The sequence below is a fragment of the Mycobacterium marinum genome (assembly GCF_003391395.1).
Taxonomy (GTDB): domain Bacteria; phylum Actinomycetota; class Actinomycetes; order Mycobacteriales; family Mycobacteriaceae; genus Mycobacterium; species Mycobacterium marinum.
In genome coordinates this window covers 2,716,933-2,736,351 of the sequence record NZ_CP024190.1, presented here as the reverse complement: position 1 = coordinate 2,736,351, position 19,419 = coordinate 2,716,933, and the positions used below count along the sequence as shown (strand labels likewise).

The 19,419-nt window shown below is 65.2% G+C and carries 17 protein-coding genes and 1 pseudogene; 5 read left to right on the top strand and 13 right to left on the bottom strand.

Translation table 11 applies throughout. The features are described from left to right. Positions 1 to 4: 4 nt before the first annotated feature. Positions 5 to 189: pseudogene (locus tag CCUG20998_RS11570) on the bottom strand (IS30 family transposase); the annotation flags it as partial. 121 nt (positions 190 to 310) lie between these two features. Next, positions 311 to 1,804, bottom strand: coding sequence for an amino acid permease (locus CCUG20998_RS11565; protein ID WP_103653973.1), 1,494 nt, complete (start codon positions 1,802 to 1,804; stop codon positions 311 to 313). 593 nt (positions 1,805 to 2,397) lie between these two features. Between CCUG20998_RS11565 and cphA the strand changes: the two genes are divergently transcribed. From cphA to CCUG20998_RS11545, 4 genes are read left to right on the top strand one after another with little or no spacing between them, the layout of a single operon-like run. Further along, on the top strand, positions 2,398 to 5,133 hold the full coding sequence (cphA, locus tag CCUG20998_RS11560; RefSeq protein ID WP_036455605.1) for a cyanophycin synthetase: 2,736 nt from the start codon (positions 2,398 to 2,400) through the stop codon (positions 5,131 to 5,133). Beyond that, positions 5,130 to 7,334 carry a cyanophycinase gene (locus CCUG20998_RS11555; protein WP_020728701.1) on the top strand — a complete coding sequence of 735 codons (2,205 nt, stop codon included), beginning with the start codon at positions 5,130 to 5,132 and terminating at the stop codon, positions 7,332 to 7,334. Before cphA ends, CCUG20998_RS11555 begins: the two co-directional genes overlap by 4 nt. Before the next feature lie 21 nt (positions 7,335 to 7,355). Next, entirely contained in the window at positions 7,356 to 7,700 is a 345-nt protein-coding gene (locus CCUG20998_RS11550; RefSeq protein ID WP_012394151.1) for a hypothetical protein, read from the top strand. A gap of 4 nt (positions 7,701 to 7,704) precedes the next feature. Further along, complete coding sequence (locus CCUG20998_RS11545) at positions 7,705 to 8,796, top strand: succinylglutamate desuccinylase/aspartoacylase family protein (RefSeq protein WP_020728700.1); 1,092 nt, start codon at positions 7,705 to 7,707, stop codon at positions 8,794 to 8,796. Positions 8,797 to 8,918: 122 nt separating this feature from the next. Here CCUG20998_RS11545 and hisI read toward each other — a convergent pair whose 3' ends face one another. Genes hisI through hisD form a run of 8 tightly spaced genes read right to left on the bottom strand, consistent with a single transcriptional unit; the run spans position 8,919 to position 15,322 of the window. Further along, complete coding sequence (hisI, locus tag CCUG20998_RS11540; protein ID WP_011739710.1) at positions 8,919 to 9,254, bottom strand: phosphoribosyl-AMP cyclohydrolase; 336 nt, start codon at positions 9,252 to 9,254, stop codon at positions 8,919 to 8,921. Further along, positions 9,251 to 10,036, bottom strand: a complete 786-nt coding sequence (gene hisF, locus CCUG20998_RS11535) for an imidazole glycerol phosphate synthase subunit HisF (RefSeq protein WP_020728699.1) — start codon at positions 10,034 to 10,036, stop codon at positions 9,251 to 9,253. The genes hisI and hisF overlap by 4 nt, the downstream gene beginning before the upstream one ends. A 1-nt stretch (position 10,037) precedes the next feature. Beyond that, on the bottom strand, positions 10,038 to 10,850 hold the full coding sequence (locus tag CCUG20998_RS11530) for an inositol monophosphatase family protein (RefSeq protein ID WP_020728698.1): 813 nt from the start codon (positions 10,848 to 10,850) through the stop codon (positions 10,038 to 10,040). Between the two features lie 6 nt (positions 10,851 to 10,856). Then, entirely contained in the window at positions 10,857 to 11,591 is a 735-nt protein-coding gene (priA, locus tag CCUG20998_RS11525) for a bifunctional 1-(5-phosphoribosyl)-5-((5-phosphoribosylamino)methylideneamino)imidazole-4-carboxamide isomerase/phosphoribosylanthranilate isomerase PriA (protein ID WP_015356001.1), read from the bottom strand. Between the two features lie 11 nt (positions 11,592 to 11,602). Beyond that, positions 11,603 to 12,235, bottom strand: a complete 633-nt coding sequence (gene hisH / locus CCUG20998_RS11520) for an imidazole glycerol phosphate synthase subunit HisH (RefSeq protein WP_012394145.1) — start codon at positions 12,233 to 12,235, stop codon at positions 11,603 to 11,605. After that, a complete protein-coding gene (hisB, locus tag CCUG20998_RS11515; RefSeq protein ID WP_011739705.1) occupies positions 12,232 to 12,864 on the bottom strand; it encodes an imidazoleglycerol-phosphate dehydratase HisB in 633 nt (210 codons plus the stop codon). Before hisB ends, hisH begins: the two co-directional genes overlap by 4 nt. Further along, positions 12,861 to 14,009, bottom strand: coding sequence for a histidinol-phosphate transaminase (locus CCUG20998_RS11510; protein ID WP_020728697.1), 1,149 nt, complete (start codon positions 14,007 to 14,009; stop codon positions 12,861 to 12,863). Before CCUG20998_RS11510 ends, hisB begins: the two co-directional genes overlap by 4 nt. After that, on the bottom strand, positions 14,006 to 15,322 hold the full coding sequence (gene hisD, locus CCUG20998_RS11505; protein WP_103653972.1) for a histidinol dehydrogenase: 1,317 nt from the start codon (positions 15,320 to 15,322) through the stop codon (positions 14,006 to 14,008). Before hisD ends, CCUG20998_RS11510 begins: the two co-directional genes overlap by 4 nt. A gap of 111 nt (positions 15,323 to 15,433) precedes the next feature. On the opposite strand from hisD, the gene CCUG20998_RS11500 reads away from it, so the two are divergent. Further along, positions 15,434 to 15,844 (top strand): nitroreductase family deazaflavin-dependent oxidoreductase, encoded by a 411-nt coding sequence (locus CCUG20998_RS11500; protein ID WP_020725063.1) that lies wholly within the window; start codon positions 15,434 to 15,436, stop codon positions 15,842 to 15,844. Between the two features lie 61 nt (positions 15,845 to 15,905). On the opposite strand, the gene nadC is transcribed toward CCUG20998_RS11500, so the two are convergent. Genes nadC through nadA form a run of 3 tightly spaced genes read right to left on the bottom strand, consistent with a single transcriptional unit; the run spans position 15,906 to position 19,392 of the window. Next, positions 15,906 to 16,763, bottom strand: coding sequence for a carboxylating nicotinate-nucleotide diphosphorylase (nadC, locus tag CCUG20998_RS11495; RefSeq protein WP_020728695.1), 858 nt, complete (start codon positions 16,761 to 16,763; stop codon positions 15,906 to 15,908). Continuing rightward, on the bottom strand, positions 16,763 to 18,337 hold the full coding sequence (locus CCUG20998_RS11490; protein ID WP_020728694.1) for an L-aspartate oxidase: 1,575 nt from the start codon (positions 18,335 to 18,337) through the stop codon (positions 16,763 to 16,765). Before CCUG20998_RS11490 ends, nadC begins: the two co-directional genes overlap by 1 nt. Continuing rightward, the gene (gene nadA / locus CCUG20998_RS11485; protein ID WP_036455859.1) at positions 18,334 to 19,392 is read right to left on the bottom strand and encodes a quinolinate synthase NadA; all 1,059 of its coding nucleotides are present in this window, start codon (positions 19,390 to 19,392) and stop codon (positions 18,334 to 18,336) included. The genes CCUG20998_RS11490 and nadA overlap by 4 nt, the downstream gene beginning before the upstream one ends. Positions 19,393 to 19,419 lie beyond the last annotated feature (27 nt).

Genomic DNA, 19,419 nt, shown 5'->3' with positions numbered 1-19,419 from the left:
TACTTCAGCCGCAAAAAGCGCGCGCGTGTGGGTTGCGGGCTTCGGCCGACGTTTTCCAGCCGAGTGTCTTTCTGGGCCTGATGTTGTGGGCGTGAACGACTGCTTCGATGTCTTCAGCGGACCATCGGGATAGATCGGAGCCTTCGGGAAGTACTGGCGCAGTGCGCCGTTGGTGTTCTCATTGGTGCCACCTCACCGCCGCCCGCACGGCCATAACCTGGCGGCTGGACAGGTCAAGGCCCGTGGAAGCCTGTACAGATCTTCCTTGCGTCGAGGGCGGCTGTCGGCTAGCGCCACACCCTCACCGTCGTTAGTGCTCCCGCTGCGCCAGAACGTCACTGTCGTCGGCATCGGCTGGCATGGCACCGATCACGCCGTCACCGCCATCGTTCAACGCACTGTGATGGCGGCCCCAGACGAAGTAGAACACCAGCACCACCGAGACCCATATGGAGAACGCCAACCAGGTGTACCAGGGCAGGCTGAACAGGATGTACCCACACGCCAGGACCGACAACACCGGTGTCACGGGGTAGAGGGGCACCTTGAATCCACGCGGGAGATCGGGTTCACGCACCCGCAGGATGACGACACCGACGGACACGACGATGAACGCGACCAGGGTGCCGATGGACACCACGTCCGCCAGATAGCTCAGCGGGACGAAGCCAGCAAGAATGCAGATCACCACCGCGACGATGATGGTGTTGTACACCGGTGTCATGTTGGGTGGGCGGACCTTGGCGAACACTGGGGGCAGAAGACCGTCCCGGCCCATGGCGAACAGGATTCGAGTCTGGCCGTACAGGACCACAAGTGTGACCGAGAATATGGAGATCACTGCGCCGGCTGCCAACACCGTGCCCCAGTAGTGGCCTGAGACGACTCTGTCGAGGACGGTGGCCAGGCCAGCTTGCTGGCCCTCGAAATCCCGCCAGGGCTGCGCGCCGAGTGCGGCCACGGTAACCACCACGTAGACCGTTGTCACGGTCACCAACGCGGCCATGATCGCCAAAGGCATGGTCTTCTGAGGATCCTTGACTTCGTCACCGGCGGTGGACACCGCATCCAGGCCGATGTACGAGAAGAAGATCGTGCCTGCCGCCGCGCCGATTCCGGCGACACCGAAGGGCGCGAACTCAGCGAACCGATCGGCGTCGAAGGCCGTTAAGGCGATGACGGCGAACATCACCAGAACGCTCAGCTTGATCAGCACCATGATGGTGTTGACCTTCGCCGACTCGCTGGCTCCGCGGATGAGAAGGACGGCGCACAACCCGACCAATACGACAGCGGGAAGGTTGATGATTCCCGGGGATGCGTCACCCCACGGCGCAGCGGAAAGCGCCTGGGGCAGATGATGGCCGAAGAAATTGTCAAGCAGCTTGTTGACGTACTGACTCCAACCCACCGCAACCGCGGCGGTGGACACGCCGTATTCGAGCAGCAGGCAGGCCGCCACACCCATTGCGACCAGCTCGCCGAGAGTGGTGTAGGCGTAGGAGTAGGTTGACCCCGAAACCGGTACGGCTGAGGCGAGTTCGGCATAACAGACCGCGGTAAGTCCTGCCGCGATTCCGGCGATCACAAATGAGGCAACAACCCCAGGACCGGCTTCTGGAACCGCCTCGGACAGCACGAAGAAGATGCCTGTGCCGACGGTGGCACCTACCCCAAACAGCGTGAGTTGGAACGTGCCGATACTGCGTTTCAGTTGATCGGAGGCGCCGTGAGCCACGGGCGCCCCGATCACGGGCCGTCGGCGCAGCATCTGCTGGATCAGGCCGATTGTCGGGGCCGCCATGCGCTCCTCCTTGATTGGGTCCAAGCTGATTGTCGGCCCTAACCGCTACGCTTGCCTGTCGAACGATTGCGCTCAACCCACCCGCGAAGGCCCGACTAATTGAAACAGTCGAATGGAATGGTTCGTGGGCTAACCCAGTTAAGCCGCGCAGCAGGACCGGCGGTTCCTGCGATGAAATCTGCCGCCGCCAAGCCGATGGCAAGACTCGCGCAGGCAATACACAAGAATGCGCGGGGCCACGATGTCGGGATTTCCGAGCAAAAACTAGCGAGCACGTTTGATCGGCGTTATCGATCCAGATACCGCAATAACCGCTGTAGCGACCTGCCAGTGCTAGCGCGGGAATACGGCCACAGCCGTGCCCCAGACTCTCCGGGCGGCGACCACCGGGCCAACACTCGGCCCCGGTCCGGTCGGGTTGCCGGCGTTGGCCGGTCACCCTCTCCCCTCACCCATAAGGAGCCAGGTTCCCTGTGATGCTCCGGTTCTGCGGATGAGCGTTCCGCATGTTGGACTATGCTCCACTGCGTTGCGCGGCTCTGTCTGACCGCGTTCTCGTGTGCAGACACCCGACGCTTGATGAGGATGCCCCATTGAATATCGATTCCATTTCGGTCTATGTCGGTCCGAACGTTCATGCGCTGGAGGCGGTAATCCGGCTCCAAGTGGACGTCAAGCCGAGCTATGCGGAAACCCTCAGGGGCCTGGGGGCGGGCGTGATCGACAGACTGGCAGCGGTGTTGCCGGGGCTTGCGCTCGAACATGCCGAGTGGGGTGCCGCATTGCACGCCGGCGCGGGGCTTTCCATCGGCGATCTGGTCGCAAGGCTGGCTTTGGCGCTCGAGCATGCCGCTGGCATTGACGGCACACTGGCGTGGTCGAGATCGACGGACGATCCCGATATTGTCGAGGTGTTCTACAGCTATGGCAATGAAGACATCGGTATCGAGGCCGGCGAGGTTGCCTGCGACATGCTCGCGGCCATTGCCCGCGCCGACTCCGATGATCAAGAGGCTCCCGACCTCGACAAGAACGTCGAGGATTTCCTGACCTATGCCGACAGGCGTTCTCTGGGGCCCTCCGCCATGGAATTGGTGCGTGCGGCCCAGGCCCGCGACATTCCGGTCTACCGGCTCAACGACGCCAGCCTGATCCAGATCGGCCAGGGCAAGTACCAGCAGCGAATCGAGGCGGCGCTGACGTCGAAGACCTCGCATATCGCCGTCGAAATCGCCTCTGACAAGAATCTCGCCAACAACCTCCTTGCCGATCTCGGTCTGCCCGCGCCGAGGCAGAAGCTGGTCTACAGCGTGGACGAGGCAGTGGGGGCGGCCGAACGCATCGGCTATCCCGTGGTTATCAAGCCGCTCGACGGCAATCATGGCCGGGGCGTCACCGTCAACATCACGTCCGAGGACGGCATCGCCGAGGCCTTCGAGACCGCCGATGCCGAGGGATCGGCCGTGTTGGTGGAGACCATGCTGCGCGGCGACGACCACCGGCTTCTGGTGGTCAATGGCCAGCTCGCCGCCGCCGCGCGCCGGGTGCCGGGTCATGTGAAGGGCGACGGGCGCCACACCGTTGCCGAGCTGGTGAATATCGTCAATCAGGACCCTCGCCGTGGCGTCGGGCATGAAAACGTGCTGACCCGGCTCGAACTCGATGACCAGGCGACGCGCTTGCTCGAGGAAAAGGGCTATACCGCAGAGACGGTCCCCGCCGAGGGCGAGGAAGTGCATCTGCGCAAGACCGCAAATATTTCGACGGGTGGAACGGCGGTGGATGTCACCGACACGATCCATCCCGACAACAAGCTGATGGCCGAGCGGGCAATCCGAGCAATCGGGCTCGATGTCGGCGCCGTAGATTTCCTGACCACCGATATCACCAAGAGCTATCGCGAGACCGGCGGCGGCATCTGCGAGATCAATGCGGGACCAGGCCTGCGCATGCATATCGCGCCCTCCGAGGGCACGCCGCGCGACGTGGGCGGGGCGATCATGGACATGCTCTTCCCGCCCGGAACCCAGGCGCGCGTTCCCATCGCCGCCTTGACCGGAACGAACGGCAAGACCACGTGCTCGCGCATGCTGGCGCACATCCTGAAAATGGCGGGTCATGTCGTGGGGCAGACCTCGACCGACGCCGTGCTGATCGACGGCAACGTGACCGTCAAAGGCGACATGACCGGGCCCGTCTCCGCCAAGATGGTGCTGCGGGATCCCTCGGTCGACATCGCAGTCCTGGAGACGGCGCGCGGCGGCATCGTCCGCTCCGGCCTGGGCTACAACTTTTGCGATGTAGGCGCGGTGCTGAACGTCGCGTCCGATCATCTGGGGCTCGGCGGCGTCGACACGCTGGATGACCTGGCCCGGGTGAAACGCGTCGTCGCCGAAGTCACGCGCGGCACGGTGGTGCTGAACGCCGACGACGAACAGACGCTGAAAATGGCGGCCTTCTCGCCCGCCAGGCAGGTCATGTATGTGACACGCAACCCGGAGCATGAACTGGTGCGCGAACATATCCGGCTCGGCAAGCTTGCGGTCGTTCTCGAGCAGGGCGTGAACGGCGACCAGATCGTGATCTACGACAACGGCACCCAAATGCCGCTGATGTGGACCCAGCTCATCCCGGCGACACTGGAGGGCAAGGCACTACACAACGTCGAAAACGCCATGTTCGCCACCGGCATGGCCTATGCGCTCGGCAAGACACTGGATCAGATCAGCGCCGGATTGCGCACCTTCGACAACAGCTTCTTCCAGAGCCCAGGCCGGATGAATGTCTTCGATGAACACGGATTCCGGGTGATCCTCGACTACGGGCACAACGAGGCGGCAGTAGGGGCCATGGTCGACCTGGTCGACCGGCTCAAGCCGCGCGGGCGCCGGATCGTCGGCCTCACCTGCCCGGGCGACCGGCGCGACGAGGACGCGACGGCGATTGCGGCGAAGGTCGCCGGCCATTTCGACACCTATATCTGCCACCGCGACGACAATCTGCGCGATCGCGAGCCAGACGAAGTGCCCGAGCTGTTGCGCGACGCCCTGATCGCCGAGGGCGTCGCGCCCGACGCGATCAGCATCATCGGTGAGGAAGAAAAGGCCCTCGACGCGGCGCTCGAGCAGGCGCAGCCCGACGATTTGGTGCTGTACTTCTGCGAGGCGATAACGCGCTGCTGGAAGCAGATCATCCACTTCACCCCGAAATTCACCGCGCCCGAACCGGAGTCCGTCGCAAAGCGTCTGGCGACGTCCATATTCGACGTTCCCGATGGCTTCGCTCTCACGTCGGATGATCGAGGTGTGCTGATCGTTCCGGCGAAATGACACGGCAGATCAGCAGAATCTCACTCACTGACTGTGGGAGCGCCACCCCGAAACTGGCAATCATCGGCGGCCGACTGGAGGACGACAATGCCGCCGTCTATCACGAGATGCACCGTCTGGCAGGCGGAAGGATCGTCGTCTTCCCGACGGCCTCGTCGGTGCCCGATGAGGTCGGAGCCGAAGCGGTCGGTGTGTTTCGCGCCTATGGTTTCGATGCCGCCCTGGCCGGGGTTTACGGCGCCGGGGCGGCGGCGGCCGCGCAGGACACGGCGATCGCCGATCTCGTCGAGGACTATGGCAGCGTCTATTTCACCGGCGGCGACCAGGCCCTGATCACCGGGGCGCTGGCGCCGAAGGGCACGGAAAGCCGGGTGCTGAAGGCGATCCGCACAGCGCAGCTCAACGGTGCGATGGTCGCCGGGTCGAGTGCTGGGGCCGCCATGATGTCCGATGTGATGATCTCCGGCGGCACATCGCTGGAAGCTGCGACCTACGGTGTCGTCGATGACCCGGACGAGCCCGGAATGCTGCTGGAGCCGGGGCTCGGCTTCTTTCCCTGGGGCATGGTCGACCAGCATTTCATCAAACGCGGCCGATTCGGCCGGTTGGTCGTCGGCATGCAGGCGTCCGGCGCCAAGCGCGGCTTCGGCATAGACGAAAACACCGCGTTGTTCATCGAGGGCACGAGTGCGCGGGTGATCGGCGAATATGGCGCCTTCGTGCTCCATCTCGAGGAGGCGAAAGTCGATCGCCGCCGCAAGCTGATCGAAAACATCGGTTTCAGCTATGCCGACGACGGTGACAGCTATGACCTGGAAACGGGTGAGGTCCTCCCCGGTCCGGGCAAGCGGCCGGTGACCCAGCGCGACATCACCTACCGGGCCCCAGCCCGCTCGCTTCGCAACGTCTTCGCCGCCTATACCCTCTACGACCTCACGGCGCGGCTGGTGCTGGGGGACCCCGAGGCCTATCCGGCGGATCGGGCGCGCGCGATAGAGCCCAAGGCGGGTTGCGCCACCAGCGTCGAAATATCCCGCCAGGGCGGCCGTGCGGCCGCCTACATTCCCGGAGCCGGGCGTGATTTCCGCATGACGGCGGTGGATTTTCGGGCCAGCATGCGCACCCGCCAGCTCAATGCGGCGCAACTGGCGGAGAACCGGTGGGCGGCGCTGTCCCGCGACTACGGTATGAAGCCGGGACAGCAGGCGCGCATGATGATGCTGGGCTCGGCGCCACTCGACCGCGGCAGTCCGCTGCTTGCGGAACTGGCGGCGCAGTGTGAGGGGCCGGTCGGTGTGCTTGCCGCCGCGTCCGCCGAGCCCAACGCGGCCGCGCGCGAGTACATCGGCGCCTTGCGCGGCCACGGCGTCGAGGCCACCGATCTGCGCGTCACCATCGACAATGTTGATCGCCAGATGCGCGAGGAAGCGTTGGTCGAGCAGATCGCCGCCCTGCGCACCATCATCCTGACCGGCGGTAACCAGATCAGGCTGGTGGAATCCTTGCTCTACCGTGGCGATGTCACGCCGCTGCTGACCGCCATTGCGCGGGCGCGGGCCGCCGGCGCCATGATCGTCGGGGTCGGCGGTGCCGCCTCGGCGCTGTCCGGTTTCATGATCGGAGGCGGCACGTCCTACGAGGCGCTGCGCTTCGGCATCGCCTCGGATATGGGACGGCACGGATTGGTGATCCAGGAAGGGTTGGGGTTTTTCGGCGCCGCCATCGTCGACCAGAAACTGTCGTCCTCGCTTCGTCTCGGCCGCCTCGCCGTCGCCTGCGCCGAGGAAAGCGTGCGCTTCGGGCTCGGTCTTCTCGAAGACAGCGGGGTCATCGCCAACCACGACAACACCCAGCTCACCGCGATCGGCGCGCGCGGCGCCGTCCTGGTCGAGCTCGATCCGCTCAAGACCGAGCTGGCTGGGGACGATTTCATCGCGCCCGACACCAAGCTGTGTTTTGCCGGTCCAGGGGATGTCATCGATATGGTGACCGGGACCGTCACCCGGGCGGCGCCGGCCACCGCGTCCGCCGCCGCGCTGGACACGCTGGTGGACGCACTGATCAAGGATTGCGTTGGCGATGCCGGCCCGGTAACCGCGCCCGGTGCCACACACGAAGCGCATATTGCCTTGCGCTATCGCTCACACGATGATGGCACCGGCCATCTCGATATCGAAAGCATCCGTGATCGGCACGGATGAAAATCAATAGAAAGGACAGACATGTATTTCGATGGGACCACCCTGACCACACTGCTTTCCGATACGGAGAAAGCGGCTGCAAACGCCCCCGTCATTGCCGCCGCAGGGCCGCGCTACACCTCGGCGCTCGCCGTCATCGAGGCCGCCATGGAGCTGCCGGAATTGGGTGAGGCCGGCGTGACGAACTTTCTCGATGTGCAGGGAATCGAACTGCGCGACATGCCCCCCGGTCATCGTTTGATCGCAGGGGCGCTGGCGACGGAAGGCAAGCTGAACGATCGCCTGCATGCCGCCTGCGCGGCCTATTTCGAGACAGAGGTGTTCGTGCTTCCGGCCGGTGAGCCGGCTGCTCCGCCGACGGAGTGAGAACGTGCTGCGCCAGACCCACGAACTGCCGGGCTCGCCACATCGACTGACTGTGCTCAGCTTCGGTGCGGCGGGTACGGGCAGGAAAGCCTATTTGCAGGCCGGCCTGCATGCCGACGAGTTGCCCGGCATGCTGGTCTTGCGCATTCTGGCCGGGCATCTGGCCGAAGCGGAAGCTCGCGGCGCGCTCCATGGTGAAATCCTGCTGGTGCCGCAGGCAAACCCGATCGGCCTGACACAGACCGAAACCAGCTTCCTGTTCGGTCGGCTCGAAAGCGGCACCGGGGAAAACTTCAACCGGAACTATGCCGATCTGTCAGACCTTCCAAGCCTGTCGCTGGGACCGGACGCGGCGGCGAACGTCGAGACGATCCGGGCCGCGATGTCCGCGCGGCTTGCGGCGATGCCCCCGGATGGAGCCTTGGCGCAGCTGCGCCACAGATTGCTGACGCTCGCCCATGACGCCGACCTCGTGCTCGATCTTCACGCCGACAACGAGGCTGAGCCGCACATGTATGTCGGCCCGGCGCTGTGGCCGGCGGCCAAGGACATCGCCGCCGCGATCGATGCGCGAGCGGTGCTTCTGGCAGAGGTGTCGGGCGGTCGCCCCTTCGATGAGGCCTGCGCCGGTCCGTGGTGGGCGCTGGCCGCGAACCATCCCGGTCTGCCCATTCCGCCGGCCTGCCTGGCCGCCACGCTGGAAATGGGATGCAATGACGATGTCGATCCCGAACGTGCCGCCGATCAAGCCATGGCGCTGCTGCGCATGTTGGCCGGACGCGGCTTTGTCGATGGGCCGGGCGGGCAGCCGGCTTTGTCCTGCCGCGCCACGGCGTTGACGGCCATGGCGCAGCTGCGCTCGCCGGTCACGGGGCTCGTCGCCTATCGCCGCCGGCTGGGAGATCTGGTCCGCAAGGGCGATCTCGTCGCCACGGTGATCGACCCGCTTGGCGAGGAGACGGAATTGCGGGCCGAGACCGACGGGCGGCTCTTTGCTCGCCATAGCCAGCCTTATGCCTGGCCGGGACGGGTGATCGGCAAGATCGCGGGCGAGATTCCGCTGGAGGGCAGAAAGGGCAATTTACTTTCGGATTGATGCAGGTCGCGCGGAATGTGTCGCGGCAGCCCGATCCGGCGGTCCTTCACTTCCCTTGCGTCACTTCACTGTTCGCCGGAAGGCTGGCCGGTGCTGTTTCGGCTCGGCGGCACCTTCCCCGTTCAAAGCAGCACGGTGGCGTCGAAGCAGGTGTGGTCACCCGTGTGGCAGGCCCCACCCACCTGATCGACGGTGAGCAGCACCGTGTCACCGTCGCAGTCCAACCGCACGGAGTGCACATACTGGGTGTGTCCAGAGGTCGCTCCCTTGACCCACTGTTCGCCGCGAGATCGCGAATAGTAGGTCGCTTCACGGGTTTTCAAGGTTCGATCCAAAGCATCGTCATCCATCCAGGCGACCATCAACACGTCCCCGCTGCCACGCTCCTGGACCACGGCGGTGAACAATCCGTCGGCGTTGCGCTTCAGGCGGGCGGCGACGTTTGGGTCAAGAGTCATCGCACGGTGATCCCTTCTGCGGCCATCGCGGCCTTGACCTGGCCGATCGTCAGCTCCCGGAAGTGAAAGACACTGGCCGCCAATACCGCGTCAGCGCCGGCGGCAACAGCGGGAGCAAAATGGTCCACGTTCCCGGCGCCGCCGCTGGCGATCACCGGAACCGTGACCGCCGCGCGAACCGCGCGCAACATTGCCAGGTCGAATCCCGCCTTGGTGCCGTCAGCATCCATGGAATTCAACAAGATCTCCCCTACTCCAAGGTCGGCGCCGCGGGCGGCCCATTCCACGGCATCGATACCGGTGCCACGGCGGCCGCCGTGAGTAGTGACCTCCCAGCCCGAAGGTGTCGGGGCGCAGCCAACCGGCACCTTGCGCGCATCCACGGACAACACGATGCATTGGGACCCGAATTGCGTTGCCATGTCGGCCAGCAGGTCAGGGCGAGCGATCGCGGCCGTGTTCACCGAAACCTTGTCGGCCCCCGCACGTAGCAATAGATCGACATCAGCCACGGTACGCACCCCGCCGCCAACCGTGAGCGGAATGAACACTTGCTCCGCGGTGTGGCGCACCACTTCCAACATGGTGGCCCTGCCCGACGACGACGCGGTGACGTCGAGAAAGGTAAGTTCGTCGGCTCCCTCGGCGTCATATGCGGCCGCAAGTTCCACAGGATCGCCCGCATCCCGCAGATTCTCGAAATTGACCCCCTTGACCACCCGTCCGGCGTCAACATCCAGGCACGGGATGACGCGCACCGCAAGGCCGGTATCCGTGTACATATCAGTAGTCCTCCGGGTCGCCTGTCTTACGTACGATCTCAAGGATCTCTTCGTGGACTCCCGGCGCCGCGGCCAGCACCGAACGCGAGGTTGGGGTCCACGGATCACCGGTCAAGGTCGTGACGGTGCCTCCCGCGGCCCGCACCTGCGCGACTCCCGCAGCATGATCCCAAACCTGACCGCCGAAACTAATTGCACCGCCTAGGATCCCGTCGGCTACATAAACAAGGTCGATGCCGGTGGACCCATGGATACGCAACCGCGATGACACCCGACTGAGGTTCTCCAGCACCGCAAGCCGATAACGCCCCGGAAAACGGCCCCGGGAGTCGACGCTGAATGTGCCTACACCCATGAGGCTCTCCGACAACTTCGCGGGAGCCAGCGATGCCTGCGGGAGGCCATTTCTCAGCAACGGGCCACCTGCCACCGCGGTGTAGCGCTCGCCGATGAACGGTAACCAGGTCAGGCCGGCCACCGGTTCACCTTCGTGCAGCAGGCCGAGCAATATGGCGGCCATCGGCGAGCCGGCGGCATAGTTGAAAGTGCCGTCGACCGGGTCGAGCACCCAAACCCAGGGCGAATCCACATCGGTACCACCGAATTCTTCGCCGTGTACCCCGATTCCGGTAGCAGCTTCCAGCGCCGCAACGACTTGTCGCTCAATCGCGAGATCCACCTCTGTGGCAAAGTCGTTGCCCTTCTTGGGAACTGCCGAATCGGCACGGTGGCCGCCGAGGAACCTCGGCACCGCGGCATCCAAAATTGCCGACGCCTGCTCAACCAAGGTGACCAACCGTGCAGCCAAATCCATTGCGGTCTACTCCCGTACCGCGGTCAGCGCCTGCGGCAAGGTGAACCTTCCGGCGTAGAGCGCTTTACCCACGATGGCACCCTCGACCCCCTGGCCCGTCAGGGTTGCGATCGCACGTAAGTCATCCAGGCTGGAAACACCGCCGGATGCGATCACCGGCGCCTCGGTACGACCGGCCACACCTGCCAGCAGTTCGAGATTGGGGCCTGCCAACGTGCCATCTTTGGTCACGTCGGTGACGACGTAGCGTGAACATCCTTCGCTATCCAGGCGCTGCAGCACCTCCCACAGATCACCGCCGTCGGTTTCCCACCCCCGGCCGCGCAGTCGATGCTTGCCGTCCACGATTTGGACGTCGAGTCCGACCGCCACCTTCTCACCATGCTCGGCGATCATCCGGGCGCACCATTGTGGGTTTTCCAGCGCCGCGGTACCCAGGTTCACCCTGGCGCAACCGGTTGCCAGTGCCGCGGCCAGCGAGTCGTCGTCGCGAATACCCCCGGATAGCTCTACCGCAACGTCGAGTTTGCCCACCACCTCCGCGAGTAGTTCGCGGTTGCTCCCTCTGCCGAATGCGGCGTCGAGGTCGACCAGGTGAATCCACTCCGCGCCGTCGCGCTGCCAACCCAGCGCGGCATCCAGCGCCGAGCCGTATTCCGTTTCACTGCCGGCCTTGCCTTGGACCAATCGCACGGCGCGACCCTCGACCACGTCGACAGCGGGCAACAATATCAATGGCACAGTCTCTTCCTTCACAAGTTTTCTACCCAGTTGCTCAGTACGGCCGCACCGGCGTCCCCGCTCTTCTCCGGGTGGAACTGGGTTGCGGCCAGCGGGCCATCCTCGACCGCGGCCAGGAAAGGTACCTGATGGGTGGCCCATGTCAATCGGGCTCCGGACGACCCTTCCCAGCGCTGCGCGGCGTAGGAGTGCACGAAATAAAACCGGGCCTTGGGCTCCAGGCCTTTGAACAGCACACTGTCCGCGGGAGCGGTCACGACGTTCCAGCCCATGTGCGGGATCACCGGGGCGTCCAGCCGGGTAACGGCACCCGGCCACAGGCCACACCCCTGAGTTTCCACCCCGAACTCCACCCCGCGGGCGAACAGAATCTGCATGCCGACGCAGACTCCGAGCACCGGACGCCCCGCGGCAACCCGCGCGGCGATGATGCGTTCACCGCCGATCTTGCGCAGACCGGTCATGCAAGCCTCGAACGCGCCAACCCCCGGCACCACCAGTCCGTCCGCGGCCATCGCAGCCTTCTCGTCGGCGGTCACGACGGTGTCGGCACCAACCCGCTGCAAGGCGCGCTGCGCCGACCGCAGATTGCCGGAACCGTAGTCGAGCACGACCACCGATTTTGGCCGCGGCGTGCCGCTCATAGAACGCCTTTGGTGGACGGCACGCCCGATACCCGAGGATCCGGCTCGACGGCTTGGCGCAACGCCCGGGCAACAGCCTTGTACTGCGCTTCAGTGATGTGGTGTGGATCGCGACCGTAGAGCACCCGAACGTGCAGCGCGATGCGGGCATTCATGGCCAGCGACTCGAACACGTGCCGGTTGATCACGGTGTGGTAAGGCACCGAATTCCCGGCAATAGTGGTGTGCTGCAGGTGATCCGGCTCTCCGGTGTGCACACAGTACGGGCGGCCGGACACATCCACCGCGGCGTGGGCCAGTGTCTCGTCCATCGGAATGAAGGCGTCTCCGAACCGCCGGATGCCTTTCTTGTCACCCAGGGCCTGCCCGAGCGCCTGGCCCAGCGCAATCGCGGTGTCCTCGACGGTGTGATGCGCCTCGATCTCAACATCACCCTTGGTACGCACCGTCAGATCGAAGCTGGCGTGACTGCCCAGCGCCGTGAGCATGTGGTCGAAGAACGGCACACCGGTGTCGACGTCGACTTGTCCGGTGCCATCCAGATCCAGGTCGATGACGATGTCGGATTCGCGGGTGCGCCGCTCGATGCGCGCCCGACGGACGGCGGTGCCTGTTTCGGTGGCTGTCATGGTGCTCCTACGGGGCTTGCGGCAGCTGGGGCCAGGTCGGTGGCAGCGATCCGCGCACTCGCCCGCAGAAACGCATCGTTTTCGTCGGCCAACCCGGTAGTTGCCCGCAAGTAGCCGGGTATCCCGACGTCACGGATCAAGACACCCTGGTCGAGGTATCGCTGCCAGGCGGCCGGGGCATCGGCGAATTCGCCGAACAGCACAAAGTTTGCATCGCTTGGTATCACCCTAAAGCCCATGCCGGCCAACTTCTTTGACACACGCTCACGCTCGGCGATCAACGTCGCGACACTGCCCAGGGTGTCCTGGGCGTGCCGTAGCGCGGCTCGCGCTGCCACCTGAGTTACCGACGACAAGTGGTAAGGCAGCCTCACCAGCAGTAAGGCATCAATCAATGCCGGCGTAGCCACCAGGTAGCCGAGCCGCCCGCCGGCGAACGCGAACGCCTTGCTCATGGTGCGGGTGACGACTAGCCGGGTCGGGTACTCCTCGATCAATCCCACCGCGCTGGGCTGCGAGGAAAACTCGCCGTAGGCCTCGTCGACAATCAGAATGCCCGGGACCACGTCGAGCAGCCTGCGCAGTTCCGTCAGCGAAACGCTCTGTCCAGTGGGGTTGTTGGGACTGGTAATAAATACGACATCCGGTCTGCGGTCGGACACGACGGCGATGGCAGCGTCGATGTCAAGGCCAAAGCCATCGGCCCTGACTGTCTCGACCCATTCCGTGTGAGTGCCGTCGGAGATGATCGGGTGCATCGAGTACGAGGGGACGAAACCGATGGCGGTGCGGCCCGGCCCGCCGAATGCCTGCAGAAGTTGCTGCAGAATCTCGTTGGAACCGTTTGCGGCCCAGACGTTCTCGAAGCCGATGCGGATACCGGTCTGGGCGGTCAGGTAATTGGCGAGGTCGGTACGCAGGGCGACGGCGTCGCGGTCGGGATAACGGTGCAAGTCGACCGCCGCCTCCCCCACCGAACGCACCACATCGTCAACGAGCGCCTGAGTGGGCGGGTGCGGGTTCTCGTTGGTGTTCAGACGTACCGGAACCGCCAGTTGTGGCGCTCCGTAAGGCGACTTGCCGCGCAGATCCTCACGCAAGGGCAGATCGTCCAGGGTGGGCCGTGGCCGGGGTGCGCTGGTCATCGTTCGAACCTCCGCCTTACCGCTTCCCCGTGCGCCGGCAGATCTTCGGCCTTGGCGAGGGTAAGCACATGCCCCGACACGTCTTTGAGAGCCGCCTCGGTGTAGTCGACAACGTGGATGCCACGCAGGAAGGTCTGCACCGACAGGCCGCTGGAATGCCGCGCGAATCCCGCGGTCGGCAGCACATGGTTGGACCCCGCGCAGTAGTCACCGAGGCTCACCGGCGCCCACGGCCCAACGAAGATGGCGCCGGCCGAACGGATCCGGCTGGCGACTTGTGGCGCGTCTGCGGTCTGGATCTCGAGGTGCTCAGCCGCATAGGCATTCACCACCTTGACGCCGGCATCGAGATCGTCGACCAAGATGATCGCCGACTGGCGACCCCCCAACGCGGTTGTCACTCGCTCGTGATGCACCGTCGTCGCCAACTGAGCAGCCAGTTCGGCATCGGTGGCATCGGCGAGGTGCTCACTCGGAGTAACCAGCACACTGGCAGCCATCTCATCGTGCTCGGCCTGACTGATCAGATCCGCGGCCACGTGCGCGGGGTCGGCTGTGTGGTCGGCCAGGATCGCGATTTCGGTCGGCCCCGCTTCGGCGTCAATGCCTACCTGCGAACGGCACAGCCGCTTTGCGGCCGTGACGTAGATGTTGCCCGGCCCGGTGATCATGTCCACCGGCGCCAACTCGTGACCGTCGACGTCGGTGCCGCCATAGGCCAGCAACGCAACCGCCTGCGCCCCTCCGACCGCCCATACCTCGTCGACTCCCAACAGGCGGGCCGCGGCCAGAATGGTCGGATGCGGCAGCCCGCCATGGCTGGCCTGGGGCGGGCTGGCGACCACGAGCGAATCCACCCCCGCCGCCTGCGCGGGCACCACGTTCATCACCACACTGGACGGGTAGACCGCGTTGCCCCCCGGCACATACAAACCGACTCGCTCGACGGGGATCCAACGCTCGGTCACGGTAGCTCCCGGGCCGAGCGTCGTGACGACATCGGTTCGGCGCTGATCGGCGTGCACCGTCCGGGTCCGCTCAATCATCACCTGCAGCGCGTCGCGAACGTCTGGGCTGAGCTCGTCCAGCGCCGCTGCCAGCGCGGCCTGGGGCACCCGGACGGCCGCGGGCCGCACCCCGTCGAACGACTCGCAGAATTCCAGCGCGGCCTGCGCCCCGCGTTCGGCCACCGCCGCCACAATCGGCCGGACCTTCGGCAAGACCGCCTCCACGTCGGCTCCGCCACGCGGTAGAGCGGCCCGCAACCCGGCGGCAGTCAACTCCGCTCCCCGTAGGTCAACACGGGCCAACAGTGAACGCGGTGTACTCACGCCAACCATTGTCCCAGAGCAACTCAAGTCGAATTCCGACCGGTACAGTGCCGGTAGAGCCGCCCAGGTACGCACTTGCGAAAGGGAGCCAACATGTCGGCAAAGGACCACCCGAACAACGCTCCCGGCGTGCCGATGGTGTTCCCGCCCTGGTTCGAGCGTTTCCAGATCAAATACATCAATCCCGCACTCAAACCCATTGCGCGCTACCTTCCGGGTACGGCCACCATCACCCACCAGGGCCGCAAATCCGGCAAACCCTACAAGACAATCGTGACGGTGTACCGCAAGGGCAATGTGTTGGCCATTGCGCTGGGTCACGGAAAAACCGACTGGGTGAAAAACGTTCTGGCCGCGGGCGAAGCCGATGTTTTCTTTACCCGCCGTCAGGTGCACATCGTCAATCCGCGAATTCTGCCGGCCGGCTCCCAAAGCGATGAGCTGCCGATGATGGCGCGTGTGCAATTGCGCCGCATCGGAGTATTCGTCGCGGATATCGCCTGAGGCCCGCACGCTGCCACAGCAACGGCAGCGTCGGCACGCGGATGATCCCGTCAGCCAGGGCTCACATGTCCAAACCGATGTCGAGCACCCGCACCGAATGGGTCAGCGCACCGACTGCGAGGTAGTCCACACCTGTCGCCGCATAGGTCGCCGCGGTGTCAAGGCTGAGCCCGCCCGAGGACTCGAGCAAGACGGTGGGCGCCCGCGAATCCCGCCGCTGCACCGCCGTCTGGGTCTGCCAAACCGGGAAATTGTCCAGCAGGATCAGTTCGGGCTTCTCGGGCAGTACCTCGTCAAGCTGTTCGAGGGAGTCAACCTCGACTTCACAGGGCAGATCGGGCGCCGCAGCCCGCACGGCCCGCAATGCTTCAAGCACCGATCCGGCGGCGGCGACATGATTGTCTTTGATCAGCGCGGCATCACCGAGACCGAGCCGGTGGTTGACTCCGCCGCCAACGCGAACCGCGTACTTCTGCAAGGCCCGCAGGCCGGGCAGGGTTTTGCGGGTGTCGCGAATCCTGGCCTTCGTTCCGTGCACCGCCTCTACCCAGGCTGCCGTTGCCGTCGCGATCCCCGACAAGTGGCAGACCAGGTTCAACATGGTGCGTTCGGCGGTCAGCAGACCTCGCGTTTGCGCCCGGATCGTCAGCACCGGCTCGCCGGTCTGCAACCGGGCGCCATCGTCGACACGGCCGAGCACCTGATAGCCGTCTTTACCGATGACCTCATCGAGCACCATCAGCGCGACGTCCACCCCGGCGATCACTCCGGCCTCCCGGGGAACCATTGACGCCGTCGCGGTCGCATCAGCCGGCACCGTCGCGATCGTGGTGACATCGGGCCCGTAGCAGAGATCCTCGTCGAGGCCGCGCCGAATGGTCTCTCGGACCGCGTCGCGTTCTTGATCGGTAAGCGTCATCAGCCCACCGCCGCCAACGCCTCCACACAAACCGAGTCCTGGTCGCCAGCCAATCGGACCACGATGCCGCGTCCCTGCTCAGGCACCACGTCCGGGTACTCGGCGCGGTGGTGGCAACCGCGACTTTCGTTGCGCGCCAGGGCACCAGCACCCACGACGCGGGCGGCGAGCGCCAGGGCCACATCTTCGAAGTCATTGCGGTCGGCAATGCCACGAGTCGGCCCGTCCAGCATCTCGGCCAGCCGGTGCAACCCGGCGGCATCGCGAACCACCGACGCGTCGCGACTCATCGCCCGCTGCAGGTCATCACGGCGGGGCGCGGTATGCGCAATCGGCTCGGGCATCGTCGCATGCGCAAGCCCGGCGGCCGCCGCATGCGCGGCCGCGCCCTTGCCGGCCCGGCCACCGACCACCAGTCCTTCGAGCAAGCTGTTGGACGCCAGCCGGTTGGCACCGTGCATGCCGGTGCGGGCCACCTCACCTGCCGCGAACAAGCCTGGCAGCTCGGTGTTTCCGTACACATCGGTAATGACGCCGCCGCAACTGTAATGGGCTCCCGGGACCACCGGTATCGGCTGCCGAACGGGATCGATGCCAGCCGCCCGACACGAGGCGGTGACGGTCGGGAACCGCGACTCGAAACCCTTGATACTACGCGCGTCCAGGTAGGCGCATGGATCTCCGTTGGCCTTCATCCGCGCGTCAATGGCCGCCGCCACCACATCACGAGGCGCCAAGTCTCCCAGCGGGTGAACACCGGCGGTAATCGACCGGCCCTGCCGGTCAAGCAATCTCGCGCCTTCTCCGCGAATTGCCTCGGTGATCAGCGGACGACGGCCACCACTGCTCCCGTCGAACAGCATGGTCGGGTGGAATTGGATGAATTCGAGATCGCTGACCGCGACGCCGGCCCATAGCGCCAGCGCGATTCCGTCACCGGTGGCGCCATCGGGGTTGGTGGTCGCGCTGTACAACTGCCCCAGCCCACCGGTGGCCAAGATCACCGACGGCGCGCTGATGATGCCCACACCGTTCGGGTTGAGCACCAACACTCCCGTTACCGCGGTGTCGTCGTGCAGTATTCGCAGCGCCACGTGGCTGGCGCGGATGTCCAGCAGACCAGCGGCTTGATCGAGTGCGCGCTGGACTTCGGCACCGGTCGCGTCGCCTCCGGCATGCACGATGCGCCGCCGCGAGTGCCCACCTTCACGCGTGAGAGCCCAACGACCGGTTGATGTTTCGTCGAACTTCGCGCCATCGCCGACCAGGTCGGTCACCGCGCGGAACCCGTCAGCGACGATCGAGTACACGGCTTCGAGATCGCACAGCCCGGCACCCGCGGTCACGGTGTCGGCCACGTGCGCATCGACCGAATCGTCGCCGCCCGGCAGTACCACCGCTATACCGCCCTGCGCGTAGTGGGTTGCGGTGGCTCCAACGGTGTCGGCGGCCTTGTTGAGCAGGACGACGCTGCGGCCAGCGCGATGAGCGGACAGTGCGGCGGCCAGACCGGCCACACCGGTGCCGATTACGACGACGTCGGCCGCATCCCGCCAAGTGGGACTCGTCCTCATTCGCCACCACCGGGCTGGCCGATTTCGATCATCCGCTGGACACTGAGCCGGCCCGCCGCCGCCACGTCGGGATCGACATGAACTTCGTCGGCCCCTTCGAGCAGGCAACGCAGCAAGGCCGCGGGAGTGATCATCTTCATGTACTTGCACGACGCCCGGTCGTTAACCGCTTGGAAGTCGACCTGCGGTGCGGCCCGGCGCAGTTGATGGAGCATCCCGACCTCGGTGGCCACCAGCACCTTGCGCGCGCGGGTCTCGTGCGCCGCGTCGAGCATCCCACCGGTGGACAGGATCTTTACCCGCTCCGCGGGGACGGCACCTTCTCCGGCCAGGTAGAGCGCAGAGGTGGCGCACCCACACTCGGGGTGCACAAACAGTTCAGCCTCGGGGTTGGCGCGAGCTTGCTCACTGAGTTCATCGCCGTTGATCCCGGCGTGTACATGACATTCACCGGCCCAGACGTGCAGGTTTCCGCGGCCGGTCTCGCGCCGCACGTGGGCGCCCAGGAACTGGTCGGGGCAGAACAGCACCTCGCGGTCCGGATCGATAGACGCGACCACGTCGACGGCGTTCGACGAGGTGCAGCAAATGTCGGTGAGCGCTTTCACTTCCGCGGTGGTATTGACGTAAGAGACAACGACAGCGCCCGGGTGCTCGGCTTTCCAGGCCCGCAATTCGTCGGGACTAATGGAGTCGGCCAATGAACAGCCGGCTCGTTGATCGGGAATCAATACCGTCTTGTTCGGGCTCAGGATTTTCGCGGTCTCGGCCATGAAGTGCACCCCGCAGAACACGATGGTGCCTTCGGGCGCCTCGGCAGCGATGCGCGACAGCGCCAGCGAGTCCCCCACATGGTCGGCTACGTCTTGGATGGCCGGCAGCTGGTAGTTGTGCGCCAGCAGCGTAGCTCCTCGTAACCGCGCCAACCGGCGAACTTCCGCGGCCCACTGTTGGTCACCGTCGACCCCGACGTAGCCCAGCGGCGAATCGCTGATGCGGTCGGTCATACCACTCACGTCACAAGCGAGCGTGTCCATGCGATTCAAGACCGTCACGGCGGCTCCTTTCACGCCCAGGAGGTT

Coding starts and splice junctions, on each gene's coding strand:
- hisH (WP_012394145.1), bottom strand. CDS start 12,235: ATGAGCGGCACGCCGCGGCCAAAATCGGTGGTCGTGCTCGACTACGGT.
- hisF (WP_020728699.1), bottom strand. CDS start 10,036: ATGTACACGGATACCGGCCTTGCGGTGCGCGTCATCCCGTGCCTGGAT.
- CCUG20998_RS11490 (WP_020728694.1), bottom strand. CDS start 18,337: ATGAGGACGAGTCCCACTTGGCGGGATGCGGCCGACGTCGTCGTAATC.
- CCUG20998_RS11510 (WP_020728697.1), bottom strand. CDS start 14,009: ATGACCAGCGCACCCCGGCCACGGCCCACCCTGGACGATCTGCCCTTG.
- CCUG20998_RS11530 (WP_020728698.1), bottom strand. CDS start 10,850: ATGGATTTGGCTGCACGGTTGGTCACCTTGGTTGAGCAGGCGTCGGCA.
- hisB (WP_011739705.1), bottom strand. CDS start 12,864: ATGACAGCCACCGAAACAGGCACCGCCGTCCGTCGGGCGCGCATCGAG.
- CCUG20998_RS11565 (WP_103653973.1), bottom strand. CDS start 1,804: ATGGCGGCCCCGACAATCGGCCTGATCCAGCAGATGCTGCGCCGACGG.
- hisI (WP_011739710.1), bottom strand. CDS start 9,254: ATGACTCTTGACCCAAACGTCGCCGCCCGCCTGAAGCGCAACGCCGAC.
- nadC (WP_020728695.1), bottom strand. CDS start 16,763: ATGACGCTTACCGATCAAGAACGCGACGCGGTCCGAGAGACCATTCGG.
- CCUG20998_RS11555 (WP_020728701.1), top strand. CDS start 5,130: ATGACACGGCAGATCAGCAGAATCTCACTCACTGACTGTGGGAGCGCC.
- CCUG20998_RS11550 (WP_012394151.1), top strand. CDS start 7,356: ATGTATTTCGATGGGACCACCCTGACCACACTGCTTTCCGATACGGAG.
- CCUG20998_RS11500 (WP_020725063.1), top strand. CDS start 15,434: ATGTCGGCAAAGGACCACCCGAACAACGCTCCCGGCGTGCCGATGGTG.